This window comes from Mesorhizobium sp. WSM4807 (assembly GCF_055811615.1).
On sequence record NZ_JBVVQY010000013.1, the window covers coordinates 150464 to 169195 of the forward strand.

Annotated in this window: 13 protein-coding genes and 2 pseudogenes; 5 read left to right on the top strand and 10 right to left on the bottom strand. The window is 61.8% G+C overall.

The window, feature by feature from the left end:
• Positions 1–117: 117 nt before the first annotated feature.
• A pseudogene (locus AC0L3N_RS18740) lies at positions 118–324 on the top strand (lipopolysaccharide biosynthesis protein); the annotation flags it as partial.
• A gap of 1 nt (position 325) precedes the next feature.
• Here the strand turns inward: AC0L3N_RS18740 and AC0L3N_RS18745 are convergent.
• The 6 genes from AC0L3N_RS18745 to AC0L3N_RS18770 all read right to left on the bottom strand — a co-directional run bounded on the left by AC0L3N_RS18745 (position 326) and on the right by AC0L3N_RS18770 (position 6812).
• Positions 326–1075 carry a ribonuclease activity regulator RraA gene (locus AC0L3N_RS18745; protein WP_473548986.1) on the bottom strand — a complete coding sequence of 250 codons (750 nt, stop codon included), beginning with the start codon at positions 1073–1075 and terminating at the stop codon, positions 326–328.
• A gap of 23 nt (positions 1076–1098) precedes the next feature.
• On the bottom strand, positions 1099–2262 hold the full coding sequence (locus AC0L3N_RS18750; protein ID WP_473548987.1) for a mandelate racemase/muconate lactonizing enzyme family protein: 1164 nt from the start codon (positions 2260–2262) through the stop codon (positions 1099–1101).
• Positions 2263–2312: 50 nt separating this feature from the next.
• Positions 2313–3410: an ABC transporter ATP-binding protein gene (locus AC0L3N_RS18755; protein ID WP_473548988.1), complete on the bottom strand. Its 1098-nt coding sequence runs from the start codon at positions 3408–3410 to the stop codon at positions 2313–2315.
• 10 nt (positions 3411–3420) lie between these two features.
• Complete coding sequence (locus AC0L3N_RS18760; RefSeq protein WP_473548989.1) at positions 3421–4311, bottom strand: carbohydrate ABC transporter permease; 891 nt, start codon at positions 4309–4311, stop codon at positions 3421–3423.
• Entirely contained in the window at positions 4308–5267 is a 960-nt protein-coding gene (locus AC0L3N_RS18765; protein ID WP_473548990.1) for a carbohydrate ABC transporter permease, read from the bottom strand. Before AC0L3N_RS18765 ends, AC0L3N_RS18760 begins: the two co-directional genes overlap by 4 nt.
• Positions 5268–5333: 66 nt before the next feature.
• Positions 5334–6812, bottom strand: coding sequence for an ABC transporter substrate-binding protein (locus AC0L3N_RS18770; RefSeq protein WP_473548992.1), 1479 nt, complete (start codon positions 6810–6812; stop codon positions 5334–5336).
• Positions 6813–7024: 212 nt separating this feature from the next.
• Between AC0L3N_RS18770 and AC0L3N_RS18775 the strand changes: the two genes are divergently transcribed.
• The 4 genes from AC0L3N_RS18775 to AC0L3N_RS18790 all read left to right on the top strand — a co-directional run bounded on the left by AC0L3N_RS18775 (position 7025) and on the right by AC0L3N_RS18790 (position 11599).
• Positions 7025–7732, top strand: a complete 708-nt coding sequence (locus tag AC0L3N_RS18775; protein WP_473548993.1) for a GntR family transcriptional regulator — start codon at positions 7025–7027, stop codon at positions 7730–7732.
• A gap of 59 nt (positions 7733–7791) precedes the next feature.
• Entirely contained in the window at positions 7792–8958 is a 1167-nt protein-coding gene (locus AC0L3N_RS18780) for a mandelate racemase/muconate lactonizing enzyme family protein (protein ID WP_473548995.1), read from the top strand.
• Positions 8959–9020: 62 nt separating this feature from the next.
• The gene (locus AC0L3N_RS18785) at positions 9021–10382 is read left to right on the top strand and encodes a mandelate racemase/muconate lactonizing enzyme family protein (RefSeq protein ID WP_473548996.1); all 1362 of its coding nucleotides are present in this window, start codon (positions 9021–9023) and stop codon (positions 10380–10382) included.
• Between the two features lie 17 nt (positions 10383–10399).
• The gene (locus tag AC0L3N_RS18790) at positions 10400–11599 is read left to right on the top strand and encodes a mandelate racemase/muconate lactonizing enzyme family protein (RefSeq protein ID WP_473548997.1); all 1200 of its coding nucleotides are present in this window, start codon (positions 10400–10402) and stop codon (positions 11597–11599) included.
• 422 nt (positions 11600–12021) lie between these two features.
• Here the strand turns inward: AC0L3N_RS18790 and AC0L3N_RS18795 are convergent, their stop codons facing one another.
• The 4 genes and pseudogenes from AC0L3N_RS18795 to AC0L3N_RS18810 form a co-directional block, all read right to left on the bottom strand.
• The gene (locus AC0L3N_RS18795) at positions 12022–12309 is read right to left on the bottom strand and encodes a hypothetical protein (RefSeq protein WP_123146674.1); all 288 of its coding nucleotides are present in this window, start codon (positions 12307–12309) and stop codon (positions 12022–12024) included.
• 673 nt (positions 12310–12982) lie between these two features.
• Positions 12983–16066 (bottom strand): annotated as a pseudogene (locus tag AC0L3N_RS18800) (efflux RND transporter permease subunit); the annotation flags it as partial.
• Positions 16063–17136, bottom strand: a complete 1074-nt coding sequence (locus AC0L3N_RS18805; RefSeq protein WP_473549019.1) for an efflux RND transporter periplasmic adaptor subunit — start codon at positions 17134–17136, stop codon at positions 16063–16065. The pseudogene AC0L3N_RS18800 and the gene AC0L3N_RS18805, both read right to left, overlap by 4 nt.
• On the bottom strand, positions 17136–18668 hold the full coding sequence (locus tag AC0L3N_RS18810) for an efflux transporter outer membrane subunit (RefSeq protein ID WP_244602630.1): 1533 nt from the start codon (positions 18666–18668) through the stop codon (positions 17136–17138). Before AC0L3N_RS18810 ends, AC0L3N_RS18805 begins: the two co-directional genes overlap by 1 nt.
• Between the last annotated feature and the right edge of the window lie 64 nt (positions 18669–18732).

Consider the following 18732-nt stretch of genomic DNA (forward strand, 5'->3'; position numbering starts at 1 on the left):
AAAGGTTAATTTCCCTGCCTTGAAGACAAGGTTTCCCTCTTCGGTTGTGTCTTTCTTGAACGCAACGAAAGCACTCAGAACCGCGCGTTAACTTTCCAGCCTATGCTGTCTCGACACATGACTCAGGCTAGCAACATCCCGCAAAGGCGGCCCCTCGCCCGGATCGGCGCTTTCGTGGCCAAGCGACGGAGGCTGGTTCGCGACTATTTTTCGGCGATCAGCGGCGCGGCCGGGCGGCTGGTGTTTTCGCTCGCCTATTTCATCGCGCTGGCCAACACGCTGTCCATCGCCGAGTTCGGCATGTTCGCCACCGCGTCGGCGGCCGCTAACTTGGGTTCTTCACGCGGTTTGTTTTGCGCCACTCCTCGTACTCCCCGCGGGCATCGTCATGCAGCGGATAATAGCGTTGCAACGGCGCGCCCTCCATGAGCTTCACTCGTGAGAACTCCTCCCAATCGTGATGCTTTTGTGATTCTTCGATCACCTTTGCGGCCATTGCGACGGGAAGCACCACCACCCCGTCGTCGTCGGCGACGATGATGTCGCCGGGGATCACCGTGACACCGCCGCAGGCAATCGGAACGTTGACGGCATTGGGATAGATGCTGGTTTGCACATGATAATTTGGCGTCCAGCCGCGCAGCCATAGGGGCAGATCGAGCTTTTCAACATTAGGCCGGTCGCGCATGCATCCATCGATGACGATGCCCGCCCCGCCCCTGCCTTTGAAATACGTCGACATCATATCGCCGAAGACGCCCGAACTCATGTCGCCGCGCGCGTCGACCACGACCACATCGCCCTCCTGCGCGTGGTAGAGCACGTGCCGGTGCAGTTGCGTCTCCGGATCGGAATATTCTCCCTCGGTGAAGAGGTCCGGCCGCTGCGGCATGAACTGCAGCGTCAGCGCCGGCCCGACGATCGACTTCCCGTGGTTCTGCGCCACCGGTCCCACCATATTCGGATTGCGGAAGCCCATGTGGCCAAGCGTGCCGGCAACCGTCGCGGCGCCGATCTCCCGGAGCGCGTCGATCAGGTCTTTAGGCGGCCGGGTGATGTCGGGAGCATGTGTCATGGTGGACTCCGGTTGAAAGGCAACTACCAGTTCGTAACCGAACCGTCGCGGCGCTTAAGGTGAGGCGCTTCCCAAAAACGAAAGCTCGCCGCCTGGATCGCCTCCTCGTTGACCTCGACGCCGAGCCCCGGCAGATCGCCGACCGGATAGTCGGTCCCGTCGAGCCGTGGTTGCACCGGGAAGAAGTCGGAATTGTCGAAGCCGAGCTTTGTTTCGGGTCCCCTGGTCTCGAGCCACGCGAAGTTGGCTACCGCTGCGGCGAGATGCACGGTAGCGGCCGTGCACACCGGACCAAGGGGATTGTGCGGCATCAGATCCACATAGTGCGCCTCGCTCCAGCCAGCGACTTTCATCGCCTCGGTGAGCCCACCGACATTGCAAACATCGAGCCGGTTGAACTGATGGATACCGCGCTCGATGTAGGGCAGGAACTGCCACTTGCTGGCAAATTCCTCGCCGATGGCAAAGGGGATGTCGGTCATCGTACGCAGGGATTCGTAGGCCTCCGGTGTCTCGTCCCGTATCGGCTCCTCGAGGAAATCAAGCACGCCGCGGCCGAGCTTGTTGCAGAAGCTCGCCGCCTCGGCCACCGATAGCCGATGATGATAGTCGATGCCGAGGACGACGTCGTCGCCCAGCGCCTCGCGCGCCCGGTTAAGGATACTGGCGGTAGCGCCGATCGACGCGCGCGGCTCGAAGATGTCCCTGCTGTTTTGCCCGGCGGGGAAGAAGCGGATCGCCTGCCACCCCTGTGTGCGTAGCTCACGGGCTCGTTCGATGGCAGCGTCACCTTCGGCCTCGTCTCCGGTCGAGGCGAAGGTGGGGATGCGGTAGCGCTGCTTGCCGCCTAGCAGCTCGTAGACCGGCACTCCCAGCGCCTTGCCCTTGATGTCGTGAAGGGCGATGTCGATGGCGGAAATCGCCGCCTGCAGAACACGTCCGCCTTCGAAGTACTGGCTGCGATAAAGCTCCTGCCAGATCCGGCCAATCTGCATCGGATCGCGGCCGATGAGAAACTCGCGATAGTGCTCGACCGCGCCGGCCACCGCTTTCTCGCGACCACTCAAGCCGCTCTCGCCCCAGCCGAAGATGCCCTGGTCGGTCTCGACCTTGACGAGCATCTGGTTGCGCGTTCCTACCCACACTGGATAGGGCTTGATCGCGGTGATCCTAAGCTTCGTAGTCATCCACGCCCACGTTTCAAACGCATCCGCCCTGTCTCAGTTGGCGCCCTGTCTCAGTTGGCCTTGAGGGCCATTTCGGTTTTGCCGTCGAACAGATGCATCCGTTCCTGGTCGAACTCGAGCCAGATCTGTTCATCGGGCGCGACGGCAATGTTCGGCGGCACGCTGACGTTGACGATGGCGCCGGACAGGAACGCCTGCACGAAGGTGACGTCTCCGGTCGGCTCCACCGTGTAGGCCTTGGCCGGAATGGCACCGGGGACCGCGCTCTTGTGCAGCTTGATCGTCGAGTGACGTGCGCCGAGCACGACTTTCCTGGTCGTTGCCCTTGCGACCTTCTGGGCGTTGCGCGGCGAGAGCTCAAAGCTCCAGCCCTCCGCGCCGGTCAACACAGAGTTGCCGTTTGCCGTCGATGCCTGCAGCGGAATAAGGCTCATCGCCGGGCTGCCTATGAAGCTGGCGACGAACATGTTGACGGGATGGGCAAAGACCTGCGCCGGTGAATCGTATTGCTGCAGGTAGCCGCCGTTCATCACCGCCATCTTGTCGGCCATGGTCACGGCTTCGAGCTGGTCGTGCGTCACATAGATGATCGTCGCCTTGAGGTCTTGGTGGAAGCGCTTGATCTCCGACCGCATCTGCACGCGCAGTTTGGCGTCGAGGTTAGAGAGCGGCTCGTCCATGAGGAACACGGCGGGGTCGCGGACAAGCGCACGGCCCAGGGCCACCCGCTGCTGCTGCCCGCCCGAAAGTTCGCGCGGCTTGCGCTCGAGCAGGTGCGTCATGTCGAGCACCCGCGCCGCTTCCTTGACCTTCTTGTCGATCTCGTCCCGGGGCAGCTTGCGCATCTGCAGCGGGAAGGCCAGGTTCTTGTAAACCGATTTCTGCGGATAGAGCGCGTAATTCTGGAACACCATTGCGATGTCCCGGTCCTTGGGGTCGAGGTCGTTGACCACCCGGTCGCCGATGACGATGTCGCCCGATGTGATCGGGATCAGCCCCGCGACGAGATTGAGCGTGGTTGTCTTGCCGCAGCCTGAAGGGCCGACGAGCGCAACGAACTCGCCGTCATTGACCGTCAGCGACACGTGGTTGACAGCTTTGAAGCTGCCATAGGACTTGACGAGATCTTTGAGGACCACGTGGGCCATCGGCAACTCCCTAGTGCTTGACCGCGCCTTCTGTAAGGGCGCGTACGAAGTATCGTTGCAGGACGAGGAACAGCACCACGACGGGCACGCTCATCATGAAGCTGGCCGCCATCAGGCCTGGAAAGTCCGTCGTATTTTCCGAGAAGAAGCGCTGGATGCCGACCGGCAGTGTCAACTGGTCGTTCTTGGTGAGGAAGGTGTAGGCGTAGATGTACTCGTTCCACGCGCCGATGAACGAATAGATCGCGGTGGCGATGATCCCCGGCGCCGAGAGCGGCATCACAATCAAGATGAAGGCCTGGAACCGCGTTGCCCCATCGATGCGCGCCGCCTGCTCGAGCTGCACCGGAATGTTGTCGTAAAAGCCCTTGAGCAACCAGATCGCCAGCGGCAGGCCGAAGGTGAGATAGGTGAGAATCAGCGAGCCATGCGTGTTCATCAACCCGAGCAGGCGCATCAGGATGAACAGCGGCACGAGAAAGATCACCGCCGGGAACATGTTGCGCAGCAGCACGGCAAAGAACAGGAAGTTCCGGCCGGGGAAACTGAAGCGCGAAAACGCGTAGGCCGCAGGGACGGCGACGATCACAGAGAGGATTGTCGTGACGGTCGACACGAAAAGGCTGTTCCAGAAGAAGCGGAGGAAGTCCTGGCCGACGCTGTTCTGGGGATCGAGCAGTTTCTCGTAGCTGGCGAGGGTAGGTTCGTCCGGCCACCATTGCGGCGGGAATTCCATCGCCGCGAACCCGGACTTGATCGAGGTGATCAGCATCCAGATCATCGGCACCGCGGTGTAAAGCAGCATGAACGCGAGGAAGATGCGCCCGGTCCACCGCCATCCGTCGACGCGTATCCGGCGACAGCTCAAGGCTCGCGGGGCTGTTTCGGCAGTCGTGCTCATGCGCTCCCCTCCTGCCGCTCGTTACCGCTTAGCGCACGGACGTAGAAGTAACCGAGCGTCATCAGGGTGAGGAACAGGAGCACCGAATAGGCAGATGCCACGCCCCAGCGCTGCCGGCCGAAGGCAAGCTCATAAATGTGGGTGATCCAGATATGCGATGCGTTGGACGGCCCGCCGCCGGTCATGATCCAGGGAATGATGAAAGAATTGAAGTTGGCCACCGCGAGCAGCAGGATCGTCACCGTCGAGACGTTGCGCAAGTGCGGGAAGGTGACGTGCCAGAAGCGCTGCCAGGCGCTGGCGCCGTCGACCTGCGCGGCGCGCAGCAACTGCTCGGGCACGGTCTGCAGGCCGGCCATCATCATGATCATGGCAAACGGAAACTCGCGCCAGATATTGACGACGATCAGGGAAGGCAGCACCGTGCTGACGCTGTCGATGAAATTCGGCGGTCGGTCGGCCAATCCGAGGCCGACCAGCACCGCACCGATGATCCCGAAGTCCGAATGATAGATCCACTTCCAGATATAGGAGGCGGCGACCGCGCTGATGACCCAGGGAATGATCAGGATTGCGCGCAGCACACCGCGACCGACAAACTCGCGGTGGAGCGCCAGTGCGGTGGCAAACCCCAGGACAAAGGCAATCAAAGTGGAGCCCAGCGTCCAGATCAGAGTGTTCCAGGTGACTCTCCAGAACACCTCGCTGGTAAGGATGGTCGCGTAATTGTCGAAGCCGATGAAGGTCTTGTCGCGAAGTTGCAGGCCAGGCGGCGTCTTGAAGAACGACAGCTCGATCGTGTAGTAGATCGGATAGGCGATGACGACGAGCATCACGGCGATCGCAGGGAGCACGTACGCGTAGTCGGCGCGATGCTCCCATATCTCGCGTAACACGCCGGGCCTGCCGGATTGCAATCTTTGGCGAGCCTCGGCCTTGCCGGTCACGATCGTCACTGTGGCGCGCCCTTGTTTCTTCTGAACGAACCGGCTGCACTATCGGTGCAGCCGGTCAGGCCTGGACTAGAGTCCGCCCATCAGGTCTCTTACCTTCCTGGCCGCGTCGTCCGCTGCCTGGTCGACGGTCATCGCTCCGGTCAGGGCATTTTGCAGCATGTCCGGGACGATGATGTTCATGATCTCGGGAGCCTGCGGCAGTGCTGGGAACGGGATGCCGTATGGCAGCATCGAGGTCGTCACATCGAGGAACTTGATGTTGTCCAGACGTTCCTTCATCCATTTGGTCTTGAAGCCGTTAAGGTTGCCCGGGTTCGAGCCGGCATAGGCCATCTTCAGCGACCATTCAGGGCTCGTCCACATGCAGATGATAGCCTTTGCGGCCGGCTCGTCGACCTTGCCGCCCTCGACATATTCGGGCTTCAGGATGTGAATGTTCGAGCCGCCGAACACGACTGCGCGCTTGCCGTCGGGGCCAGTGGGAATCAGGCCGTAGCGCATGTTGTCGATGACGGTCTGCGCCTTGTCCTTGTCGGCGCCCGTCGCCTTCTTCTGCAGGTCGAGCATGACGTCGTAGTCGGACGGGTGCGAGATCATCATGCCGAGCTGGCCGGCGAGGAACAGGGGCTGGTTATCGGCCTGCTGGTTGGTGAGCGCCGAAACCGGAACCGACTTGTCGCGAACATACATGTCGTACGAGGCTTGCAGGGCGGCCTTGCTCTGCGGGCTATCGAGCCTGACCTCCTCATAGGTCGGGTTCGCGGTGGCTTCGTCGAAGACGCCGCCGCCATGGGCCCACAGCTGCGGCATGAAGCGGTACGGCGTATTGCCGGCATTCTTGCGTGCCACGAGGCCGTAACCGGCAATGCCGAGCTTGTCGTGGATCTGCTTGGAATACTTGACGACGTCGTCCCAGGTTGCCGGAGCCTTGTCTGGATCGAGGCCCGCACGCTTGAAGATGTCGGCGTTCCAGATGAACGCCATCGTCTCGTTGTTGGTTGGAATGCCGTAGGTCACCCCCTCCCAGGTCACGGCCTTCATGGCGCCGGGCCAGAAGTCCTCGGTGGAATACCCGACATCCTCGGGTTTGAGCGGCTCCAGGTAGCCTTTTGAGGCGAACTCGGTACCACCCAGGATTTGCAGGCGGACCGCCATCGGCGCGGCATTGCCCAGGAGCGCCGTGCGGAATTTGTCAAGAAGGTCGTTATAGGTGAGGGCTTGTTCCTCGAGCTGGATGTTCGGATAGGTCTTGCGGAAGGTCTCGAAGAAATCCTTGTAGTACTGGCGCAAAAGGTCGGGGTCGCCCTCGAACACGCCCTGATACCAGAACGTCAGTCGCCCCTTGTAGTCGAGTGGGGTGACCTTGGCGCAATCGGCCGCGGTGTCAAAATCCTGTGTGCCCGCAATGGAGCGCACATATTCCGGCGACCACTTGCTGAGGTCGACCGGCGGCGCTCCGAGCGCCGATGTGGACGTCAGCGATGCCATCAAAGCAGTGGCGACAGTGCCGCGCAGGACCGCACTGCCGAGCGTAATCCTCGTCATAGGTATCCTCCCTGGTTCTCCATGCCGCCCTGCGCCGAGGCAAAGCGGTCTAGCTCGTTCGACCGCGGGACGCCTTTCTGTTCTATGTATCCCTTCGATCATTTTGTACGTTTTCAGATCGTGGATTGCCTGTCAACGCGCTGGATCGTACATTGTTTGTGAAAACCGTGTGTGATATCGGGCAGGGTATGTATTGATCAGGGGAGCCGGCCTTGGCCGAAATAGATGATTTTAAAGCCGTGCCACCGGTGGAGACTGACCCCATGGCCTCCAGCGAGGGCGCCTCGCTTTATGAACTGATCAGGGAAGACATCATTGAGGGACGGCTCGCCGCCAACGAACGGCTTGTGGTCACCGATCTCGCCCGGCGTCACGGCACCTCGACCAACCCCGTGCGCGAGGCCCTGCAACTCTTGCGCGGGGAGGGTTTTGTCACCTTTCTCCCCAACCGCGGGGCGCGCGTCCGACCCATAGATCAGGATTTTGTCCGGGATATCTATGAAATCGGTGTTCTGATCGAGCCGGCCCTGACGCGATGGTTTGTGAATATGGCGACCGGCGAGGACATCGCCGAACTCGAACGTCTCCAAGGCCTGATTGAAGAGAACAACTTTGCCGACACCTTCAGGCACAGTGAGCTTGATACCGCTTTCCATACCGTGATGTACCAGCGGCACTATAACCGCCATGCCGCCGAACTTTGGTGGAAGCATCGCGAGGTGCTGCGAGCAGTCAGCCGGCGTTTCAATTTCACGCTCGCGCGGCGTGCCGCGATCATTCGCGAGCACCGCGAACTCATCGCGCACGTAAAAGCGGGAGAAGCCGACAAGGCGGCCGAACTCGTTTCCCGCCATGTCGAGGGTTCCGGCCGGCATATCCTCGAACAGATGCGTGCGCGCAACGCCGCTCGGGCCGGATAGGAACGAAGATCCAGTCTCGAACATCGTTAGCCCTGACGATTTCAGATAAAGGAATTGAGATGAAAATCACGAGCATTCGGCCGTGGCTGATCAAGTCCGATGCTTCTTATTGGGGAGAGTTCCTGTTCGTCGAAGTGACGACCAACGAGGGGGTGAGTGGCTGGGGAGAGATCACCACCACTACAAGGCTCGCCAACCGCGCTCTCTGCACGATCCTGGGGCAGATCGGTGTGGCCGTGACAGGCGAGGATCCAGCACGTATCGAGCATCTCTGGCACAAGATTTTTCGCAGCTTCACCTACATGGGCAGCCGCGGCGCCGCCGTCGAATGCGTGAGCGCCATCGATATTGCCCTCTGGGACATCCGGGGCAAAGTCCTCGGTAAGCCGATTTACGAGCTGCTGGGCGGACCGGTACGCGATGAAATCGCGCTCTACACCCATCCCAACCAGGCCAAATTCACCGGCAAGGAGGCTGTGGTCCGCGAAATTCTGGACATCGTCGAGTCCGGACACACCGCGCTCAAGTTCGATCCGTACCCCCACCAGGGCCGCAGCGCCGATGGCCTGCCCCGCGAACAGCGAGACGGCTACCTCGATGGCAGCATGACCCGCAAGGACGAGCGCGAAGCCGCCGAACTCACGGCTCTGATCCGCGAAACGGCGGGGCCCGATGTCGACATCCTCATCGATGCGCATGGCCGCTTCGACGTTCCCACGGCCATTCGCCTCTGTCGTAGCCTCGAGGAAGCCGGCCAGATCGACTGGTTCGAGGAGCCCTGCCCGCCCGAGAGCCTCAACGCCCTCAAGCAGGTGCGTGAAAAGGTCAGTGCCGCCATCTCGTGGGGCGAGCGCGGCCACACGAAGTGGGATTTCGTGCCGGTGCTCGAGAACAGGCTCGCTGACTACATCATGCCGGACGTCACCTGGACCGGCGGCATTACCGAACTCAAGAAGATTTCTGCCCTATGCGAAGCCTACTACGTCCCGGTCTCGCCACATGACGCCGCGGGACCGATCAACGTGGTTGCGGGAGCGCAGGTGATGATGACCGTTCCTAACTTCTACAAGCTCGAAACGTCGGAGTGGAACCTGGGCAAATACGATCACCTCATCGACAGGCCACTCGACGTCTCGAACGGCAGCCTCAAGCTGACGTCTAGGCCTGGTCTCGGTATTGAGATGAACCGCGACTACCTGCAGGCCCATGAGATTGAGCTGGGCTAGCAACGCTCTATGCCGGCCGGCGTACGGGCGACAAGCCCCAACCACCAGAACGAGGATAAGTCATGGCAAAGACGGGTGGCGCCGACGAGGCGCTCAATCGGGTGAACGCGAACTCTAAGCCATCCCAGCTTCGCATCACCGACATGCGGGTAGCCGAAATCATCGGCGCGCCGTTCACCTCAACGCTGCTCAAGATTTACACCAACCAGGGCATCGTCGGACTTGGCGAGGTGCGCGACGGCGCCAGCGCCACCTACGCACTGATGCTGAAGAGCCGGCTGCTTGGCGAGAACCCGTGCAACATCGACCGCCTGTTTCGCCGGATCAAACAGTTCGGCGGGCACGGCCGGCAAGGCGGCGGCGTCTCGGCGGTCGAAATCGCGCTGTGGGATCTCGCCGGCAAGGCCTATGGCGTCCCCATCTACCAGATGCTCGGCGGCCGGTTTCGGGAGAAGGTGCGCCTCTATTGCGATACCGACGCCACCGTGCCGAGCGGCACCGAGACCGGCAAGCGCCTCAAGCAGCGCATGGCGCTCGGCTTCACGTTCCTAAAAATGGATCTGGGATTGATGCAGATCGCCGACGTCCCCGGTGCGGTCGTGTCTCCTGCCGGCTCACTTGATGGATACCGCGTCCAGCCCGGCCGCGGCCAGGTCAAGACCCTTGAAGAGCGACGCGCCCGCAACGCCGCCTACGATTTGCATAACGTCCCCCACCCGTTTACCGGCCTCCACTTTTCCGACAAGGGCCTCGACTTGCTTGAGCAGTACATTGCCGAGGTTCGCGAAATTATCGGCATGGATATTCCGCTCGCCATCGACCACGTCGGCCACATCTCGCTGCAGAACGGTATTCGCCTCGCCAGGCGGATTGAAAAATATGTGCCAGCCTGGCTCGAGGATGTGATCCCATGGCAGTACACCGAGCAGTACCGACAACTGCAGGACGCCACCACGGTGCCGATCTGCACCGGCGAGGACATCTACCTCAAGGAGGGCTTCGAACCTCTGCTCAAGAGCGGCGGCCTCTCCGTTATCCACCCAGACCTGCTCACCAGCGGGGGCATTCTCGAGACCAAGAAGATCGGCGACATGGCGCAGGACCACGGCGTCGCTATGGCGATCCATATGGCGGAAAGTCCAATCGCCGCAATGGCCGCGGCACATGTCGCGACCGCGACCGAAAACTTCATGGCGCTCGAATACCATTCTGTCGATGTCGACTGGTGGGACGATATCGTCACCGGCGTTGCCAAGCCGCTCGTGAAGGACGGCTTTATCACTGTTCCGGACAAGCCGGGCCTGGGGATCGACGACGTCATCGACGAGGTGATCTCGCAGCATCTGCAGCCGGGTGTCACCGGCATCTGGCAGCCCACGGATCACTGGGACAACGAGTATTCCTGGGATCGCACCTGGAGCTGAGGCGAAAAGAACCGAACATGAAGATCACCGATCTCCGCTGTGCCGTCATCGGCAAGCACCCCATCGTTCGCGTCGTCACCGACGAGGGCCTCTATGGCCTGGGCGAGGTCGAGTACACCAAGCCCTACCTGAAGCCGTGGGTGCTGCATTTTCGCGAGGCACTGATCGGCGAGGACCCGACCGACGTCGAGCGGGTGATGCTGAAGATCCGCCAACGCGGCTCTTTCAAGCCCTATGGCGCGGCGGTAAGCGCTATCGAGCATGCGCTGTGGGACATTGCCGGCAAGGCCGCAGGCGTGCCGGCCTACAAACTGCTTGGCGGCAAGGTGCGCGACAAGGTGCGCGTCTACAACGGCTCGATCCGCCAGAAACGCACGGGCGACCGGCCGGAGGATTACGCCGCTGACGTCAAATGGATGATGGAGCAGCCGCAGAACTTCTTCATGATCAAGCAAGGAATCTCGTTCCACTCCAACATGAAGGACACCATCGAGGGCTTCCATTACGGCGTGACGCAGAAAAAGGCCGGCTATCACGGTGCCATGGATCAAGGCGTGATCAGCGAGCGCGGTTTCAATCACATGCTCGACTGCGTGATCGCGATGAAGGAAGTGCTGGGCGAAAAGGTCAGCCTGGCGCTCGACTGCGGCCCGGGCTGGATGCTGCCCGATGCGATTAAGTTTGCTCGCGCGGTCGAGAAGTACAATTTGATGTGGCTCGAGGACATGCTGACTGGCGACTATGTGCCCTGGGTCAATCCGCAGGCCTATCGGGAGCTGACCACCTCCACCTCGACGCCAATCCATACCGGCGAGCAGATCTACCTGCGCCATAATTTCAAGGAGCTGATCGAAACGCAGGCGGTCCGTATCATCGGTCCGGACCCGGCCGATATCGGTGGCATCGCCGAGCTGAAATGGGTAGCCGAGCACGCCCATATGCACTCGATCCTGATGGCGCCGCACGGCACGGCGAACGGCCTGCTTGGCCTCGGCGCGTTGATCAATGTCTGCGCCACCTTGCCCGCCAACTACATCGCCTTCGAATACCCGAGCGCCTCCGACCCCTGGTGGGAGGACCTCGTAATCGGCCTGCCGTCGCAGATCGTGAAGGACAGCATGGTGGACCTGCTGGAAGCGCCGGGGCTGGGCCTCGATATCGACGCCGAAGCAGCCAGCAAGTATCTCAGTGAAGAGGATGCGGGCTTCTTTGACTGAACCATCCTTCTTGCGCCGCCCTGTACCACGCGGACCGCTTCACGCAAATTGGCGACTGGAATGAAATGACCGTTTCGGGCCGGAAGCGGAACGTCCGCTTTCGGGATGATGGGGCTAGAAAGCCGACCTTTTCATCCAGGGTAGTGCCGACCGCTTTGCGCCAGAAGCTGGCCTCCGTGATTTCATGTCCAAATATCGCGTTTCAGATCGGATACCTTAGGAACGCCGTTGGCGAGGGTAGCGACGGCATCGACAACGATGGACATAGCGAAGTCGACATCGACACAGGGCGGCTTCGGCCGCCCCTGCCCCACGTTTGATGGCAACGGATGACGTTCAGGGCTCTGTAGCACGGCGGCGACGAGCCCGACACGATGTCGCAGGCGAATCCGCGCGACGGGCACCAAGGGCCGTCTCCGACTCTATGTTCCCTTCACGATTCTCGGCTTAATTGGTCGGCGGGATTGAGCCGCACTCTCAAGGGCCAAGGCCAGCCGCTTCTCGTCTTCGATGGCGCGATCGACTGCCTCGATTTCCTCTTGGAGCTCCTTTAGCTCAGCTCCGTAGCTGGAGCCGTCGCTGTCCCCGATCTGAAAGCCACTTGCCCGCATTGCGTCGCGGGTATGGTGCACGTTACGGACTCCTTCGCGTCGAGTCGCGACCAGGATTTCCCTGAACTCTCCAAGACGTTCAACGTGATTGCGAGTCATTGCGTTCTCCTATTTCGTCGTCATCGGCGCTGACGGCGATTCAGCACGGCTAAAACTTACGGCGCAGAAGGTTTAAGCGACTCTAAGAGATACGCTCGACAAAGCATGAATGCGGAAGCTCAAATTTGACCGTCTTGCAATAAAGTGGAGCGCGGCAGGAGGAAATTGGCTTGGGACCCGACCGATCACCGACCAGGTGCTAGACTCTTCGGCCTAGCGCGTCTGCTGCTCGGCGCGCTTGCTCGTCGGCGCACTTGCTGGTCCATCCAGCTGCCGATTCTGGATCGAGAGGGTCCGTTTCTGAGCGCACAGCGACGCTGGTCTCGATGTCCGATAAGGGCGCATTTCTGACATTTAGACAACGTCACCAATGTACTTTGTCTGAATAATAAGAATGGACCTGATGGTCGGCCGATCCTTCGTGGCAACCGCCGGTCCCGATCCGCGCCATTTCCGAAGAGGCGGACAGCGCGACGGTTCGCCACCTCGGCTGAAGTGCAGCGAGCCATCGGCTTCAATTCCGACGTGCTGGTTGTCTGGCAGCAGGAGGCAAACGCCCGTCCGCGGGCGTTGCAGCCCAGTTCGATGCCGCGTCTGGTCCACGACGGCTGGATCCAAGTGGAGGTGCCTCCCAGGGCCGCTCCCCGCAAAGTGGTGCCCCGAACCGCCCCCCATCTTCAGGTGTGGAAGCCGGCGAGGGCGCAGGCTGTCTTATGCCGACAAGCTGCTTGAGAAGCCTGAGAAAGTCATCGACGAAGGTGAAGATGACGGGAATGGCGACGAGGCTGAGGACGGTGGAAGTCATCAGGCCACCGATAACGACAATTGCCATCGGTTGACGGAAACTGGAGTCGCCGCCGCTGAGACTGAGCGCTACGGGAAGCATGCCGCATCCCATCGCGATCGTCGTCATGACGATCGGACGAGCACGCTTGTGACAAGCGTCAATGAGGGCGTCGAACCGCGAGAGACCGGCCCGGCGTGAGATGATCGCGTATTCGACCAGCAGGATCGAATTCTTCGTCACCACACCCATCAACATGAGCAGCCCGATCACCACCGGCATGGAAAAGCTCGTGCCGGTCAGCACCAACGGCAGCAGGGCGCCGCCAAGAGACAGCGGAAGCGCCATAAGGATCGTCACCGGCTGGAAGAAATCATGGAAGAGCAGGACCAGCACGGCATAGATGCAGAAAACGCCGATTGCCATGGCGATGGCGAAACTGCCGAAGAGCTCGGAGCTGCGCTCCAGTTCCCCTTGTTCGACGAGTTTCACCCCGTCTGGAAGGCGCTGAAGGGCGGGCAGTGCCTGCGCTTCGCGATAGACGTCGCCGAGGATGCGCCCGTTGAGTTCGACCGACAGCGTGACATTTCGCGAGCGGTCGATGCGGCTGATCTCCGACGGGCCGCCGCCGATGCTGATCTCGGCGACCGAGCCGAGATCGACGCTGCCCCTGGCGCCAGCAATGCGAAGATTGGCAATGTCATCAAACGTCGTACGGTTGCTGGGATCAAACCGGACGCGGATAGGAAGCTGGCGCTGCGGCAGGTTGAGCTTTGCTAGCGAGGAGGAATAATCGCCGTTGGTGGCCACGCGAACCGCTTCGGAAATCGCTTCCGCCGTGATGCCGAGAGCGGCCGCGCGGTCGAGGTTCGGGACGATCTGGATTTCAGGGGCCTGCAGGGAGGCACTGGAGGTAACCGCGCCGATCCCCCGCAGCGTGCGAAGTTGCTCTTCGAGCGCGCCGGCTGCCTGGCCGAGCGCATTGGAATCGTCGCTGGCCAGCGTGATTTCCAGTGTCGTGCCGTTGCCGCCCGTACCCACAGCGATCCTGGCGCCAGGAAGAATGGCGAGTGCCTGCCGGATATCATTCTCGATCTCGGTCTGCTTGCGGGTGCGTTCGCCGATCTTCTTCAGGTCGACGACGAGCGAGGCGGCCGCCGTATCGACGGTCGTCGAGGAATCGATCAGGTCACCTGAAGAGGCGCTTCCGACGGAGGAGAACACATGCGTCACGTCCGGCAGTCGGGAAACAATCTCTGCGGCTCGCCGCGTGATCGCGTCCGTCTGCTCAATCGTGCTGCCGGGTTGCAGCGTCAGAGTGACTTGTGTCTGCGCATCGTCCGACGCGGGTAGGAAACCGGAACTGAGGAACGGGATCGTCGAAATCGACAGGCCGAGGAACAGGCAGACGCCAAGGACCGTCAGTTTGCGATGGTGCAGGCAGGTTTTAACAATGGCTAGGTAGGCGCGCATGATCCGGCCGTCCTTTGCCTCGACAGGATGCGCCTTCATCATGTAAGCGGCCATCATCGGCGTCAGCAGGCGCGCGACGACCAGGGAGGCGAGAACCGCCACGGCTGCCGTCACACCGAACTGGCGGAAGACAAGGCCGGGAATACCGCCCATGAAGGCAGTCGGCAGGAAGACGGCAACGAGCGTGAAGGTCGTGGCGATGACGGCAAGGCCGATTTCGTCTGCGGCTTCGAGCGCGGCCTCCTTCGGCGGTTTCCCCATTTGCAGGTGGCGCGCGATGTTCTCGATCTCCACGATCGCATCGTCGATGAGGATGCCGACCACAAGCGAGAGCGCGAGCAGCGTCACCGTGTTGAGGCTGAAATCCGCCATGTATATCACAAGGAAGGTCGGGATGACCGATAGGGGCAGCGCCACCGCCGAAAGGAAGGTTGCCCTCCAGTCGCGCAGGAAGAGCCAGACCACGACGATTGCGAGGATCGCGCCCTCGTAGAGCATGTGCATGGAGACGTCATAGTTTTCGATAATCGGCCCGATCGTGCTGTACGCCTCGACAATCTCGACATCAGGATTGGCGGCGGCGAAGTTCTGCATGGCCACCTGGATAGCCGTCGCGACGCCCGTATCCGAAAAGCCGTTGGAGCGCTTGACTTGCAATGCGATTACCGGCTTGCCGTCGAGATAGGCGATGGACGACCGGTCGGCGAAGTTGTCCGTAACCGTGCTGATCTCGTCCAGACGCACCAGAGCTCCGCTCGGAAGCGGGATTGCGAGCGCCCTCAACGCCTCGATCGACGAAACCGCGCCAAGCGTGCGGATCACCTGCTTGCTGCCGCCGATTTCGGCCCGGCCGCCCGAAGCGTCCGACTGCACGGATTTGAGCCGCGCGGAAACGGTTGCAGCGCTAAGGCCGAGCGAACTCATCAGCTGGGGATTGAGATCGATATGCACCTCACGATCGATGCCGCCGATGCGGCTGACCTGGCCGACGCCGGGCACGGCAAGCAAGGTCTTCGTCATGTCGTTGTCGACGAACCACGAGAGTTCCGTCTCGTTGAGGCGGATGGAGCGCACGGCGTAGGTAAGGATTGGTGATCCCTGCGCCGTCGTTTTCGTCACGCTTGGTGTCTGCATCTGGGCGGGCAGGTCACCGCTCATACTGTCGACGGCATTGCGCACCTCGTTCAGCGCTGCCTCGCCGTCCTTCTCCAGCTGAAATGAGACATTGATGCTGACCGCGCCGTCCGTGATCGTGGTTGTGACGTGCTCTAGGAGGTTCAGGGAGGCGAGCTTGTCCTCGATCTTGCGCGCGACTTCGGTTTCGAGTTGGGCCGGCGCTGCACCTTCGAGCGCGGCGTTGATTTGGACAGTCGGCAGCACCATGTCGGGGAAGTTCTGAACCGCCAAACGATCGAAGGCGAGCAGGCCGCCGACGGTGAGCAGGATGAACAGCAGGATTGCGGGAACCGGATTGCGGATCGACCAGGCGGAAAAATTCATCGTGCTTCCTCCTCTACCCGGACAAGCGCCTTATCCGAAAGGAAGGCGCCGCCCGTCGTCACCACGTCGGCCCAGGGATCAAGGCCCGAGAGGATTTCCACTTCGCTGGCATTGCGGCGGCCGGTTTCAACACGGACGCGTGACGCACGCATGTCTGCATCCACGGTGAAGACGTAAGCGATGCCGTCACGCACCACGAGCGCCGTCTCGGGCACGGTGAATGCCTTCGTGGTCGCAAGCTCGATCTGGCCGGTGACGTAAAGGCCAATGGGTGGGTGCGCTTCCGCCGGCAGCGCCACGTAGGCGAGCACCCTTCCGGTATCGGTGCTGACCGTCGGCCCGACGAGCCGCACGGTCCCGTTGATGCGCCGCCCCTCCGGACCGACGATCGTGGCGGTCAGGCCTTCCTTGATGCGAGGCAAATAACGTGCAGACACTTCCGCCTGCCACTCGACGCGCTGCTGGCGCACGAGACGGAACAGCTCCGTGCCGGAGGAAACGACAGCGCCGAGTTGGACCGAACGGGCAGTGATCAGCCCGTCGTCCGGGGCCAGAATGGTCGCCTGAGCAAGCTTGATCTTCTGGCTTTCCAACGACGCTTCGGCGGATTCGACACCCGCGATCGCAGTCTGCTCGGCGATCAGGTATTCGGTGATCTTCTCCTCAGAAAGCGCACCGCTTCCCTGCACCTTGCGTGCTCGGCCCGCACTCGTCCTGGCTTTTGCGAGGTCCGCCTTGGCGCTTGCCAGCACAGCCTCTTCCTTGCGCAGTTCCGCGCGCACCGTTTCGTCGGCCAGCCGAACCAGGGGCTGATCCTTTGAGACAACCGACCCGACATCGGCAAGGACATCGGTCACACGCAGGCCGCCGATTTCCGCGGCGATTACGGCCTCGTGCCAGGGCTTCAGCCAGCCGCTGGCGGGTATCGTTTCAGGCCACTGGCGTTCCGCGGGCTTTGCCACTGCGACGGTAAGCGCTGCCGCCTCGTTCTGTTGCGCGAGCGCGGGCTCTGCGGCGAAAACAAGGATCCCGCTCAGGAAAGCGGCGAGGAGAAGAGGTGAAGATCGCATCAGAGCAGGTTTTCTTTCGATTTTTGCGGCAGGTCCTTGGATGAGGAGGCGCTCGCATCCCAGCCGCCGCCGAGCGCCTTGTAGAGGGCGATCCAATAGCGCACGGAGTCACGACGGATTTCGATGAGCGAGACCTCCGCCGACTGCGCCGAACGCCGGGCGTCCTCGCGGTCGAGCAGGCTTGCGCCACCGGCCTTCCAGTTCGAATCCACGGCTTTGAAGTAGGCGCGGTAGTTGCGCGCCGCGACACTGGCGTCGCCGATCTGCCGTCGCGTACTGTCGATCCGCACGAGTGCGGTCTCGACTTCGGCGACCGCGTCCAGCACACCTGATTTGTAGGCGGCCACCGCCACCTTATATGCGGCTGCCGCGCTGCCCACTGCCGCCCGGCGCGAGCCACCGTCAAAGAGCGGGATCGAGATGGCCGGGCCGAAGGACCAGGGCAGAGAGGTTCCCATCAGCGATGAACTGTCGATCGTGACCGAGCCGCCGAGGCTGAGGCTCGGATAGAGATCGGCTTTTGCCGCGCCGATCTCGGCGAGCGATGCAGCGACCTCGAGCTCAAGGGCGTCGATGTCGGGGCGCTGCCGTAAGGCGTCGGCAGGCACGGCGGATAGCTTGAGGGTCCTCGGCGTGAGTAACCCGTGCTTGCCCATCGCCAGAATATCGCGGACGTGAGGCTCGTCACCGCCGATAAGGCGGGCGAGAGATTTGACGAGAACCTCGCACTCGGCACGCTGGGCGGTCCGTGTCGAGGCCGAGGTAGCAGCACTCGCCCGCCCTAGCGCAAGGTCGGCGCTCGACGTAAGGCCGGAGGTTGCGGCCATTTCCATTGCCCGGATCGTCTCGCGCTGCGAGGCGAGTTCGGTGGTATAAACTTGCTCCAGCTGCCGGCAGGCACGGTACTGCATATAGTAGTCCGCCACCTCCGCCGCGAGTGAGACGCGCGCATCGTGCCAATCGGCGGTGCGCTCGTGGACCCGCAGCCGCGCAGCCTCGCTCCTCTGCCGCGTCTTGCCGAACAGATCGATTTCCCAAGAAGCGTCGAGGCTGCCGCTCACCGTCGTAGCGGCAGCAACTTGGTTGGCTTTGTTGCCGCCCGTGCCGGAGCGGGCGAGCGATCCCGAGCCGCCAAGCCCCGGAAAAAGGCTCGCCTGCGTAGATGCCAGCGTGGCGCGCCCCCTCTCGATCTCTGCAGCGGCGGACTCGAGACTGGGGCTTTCCGCCTGCGCAGATGCAATGAGGGCCGTCAGCGATGGATCGGAAAACGTGGACCACCAGGACACGAGATCGCCGGTCCGGCCGCCATGCGGAAAGGTCGCGTGCCAGGCATTCGCGATCTTCAAATCAGGTTCCTGAACGCTGGCGACGGTCGTGCAGCCTGACACGATCAGGCACGCTCCAAGACCGCCCATACCGACAATCCTGCGATAGGCCGCCTTCATCGCGGCCTTCGATTGGCAGGCATTACGGCCCGGCGCGAAACAGCCAGCAAGAAAGGCCATCATGGTGATGGCCACTAGTCGATGCATGTCTACCGCCTTGTTCCGGGGCCGCCACCCAGCGGAAACATCTAGGTCTCCACCGGCAGCACCG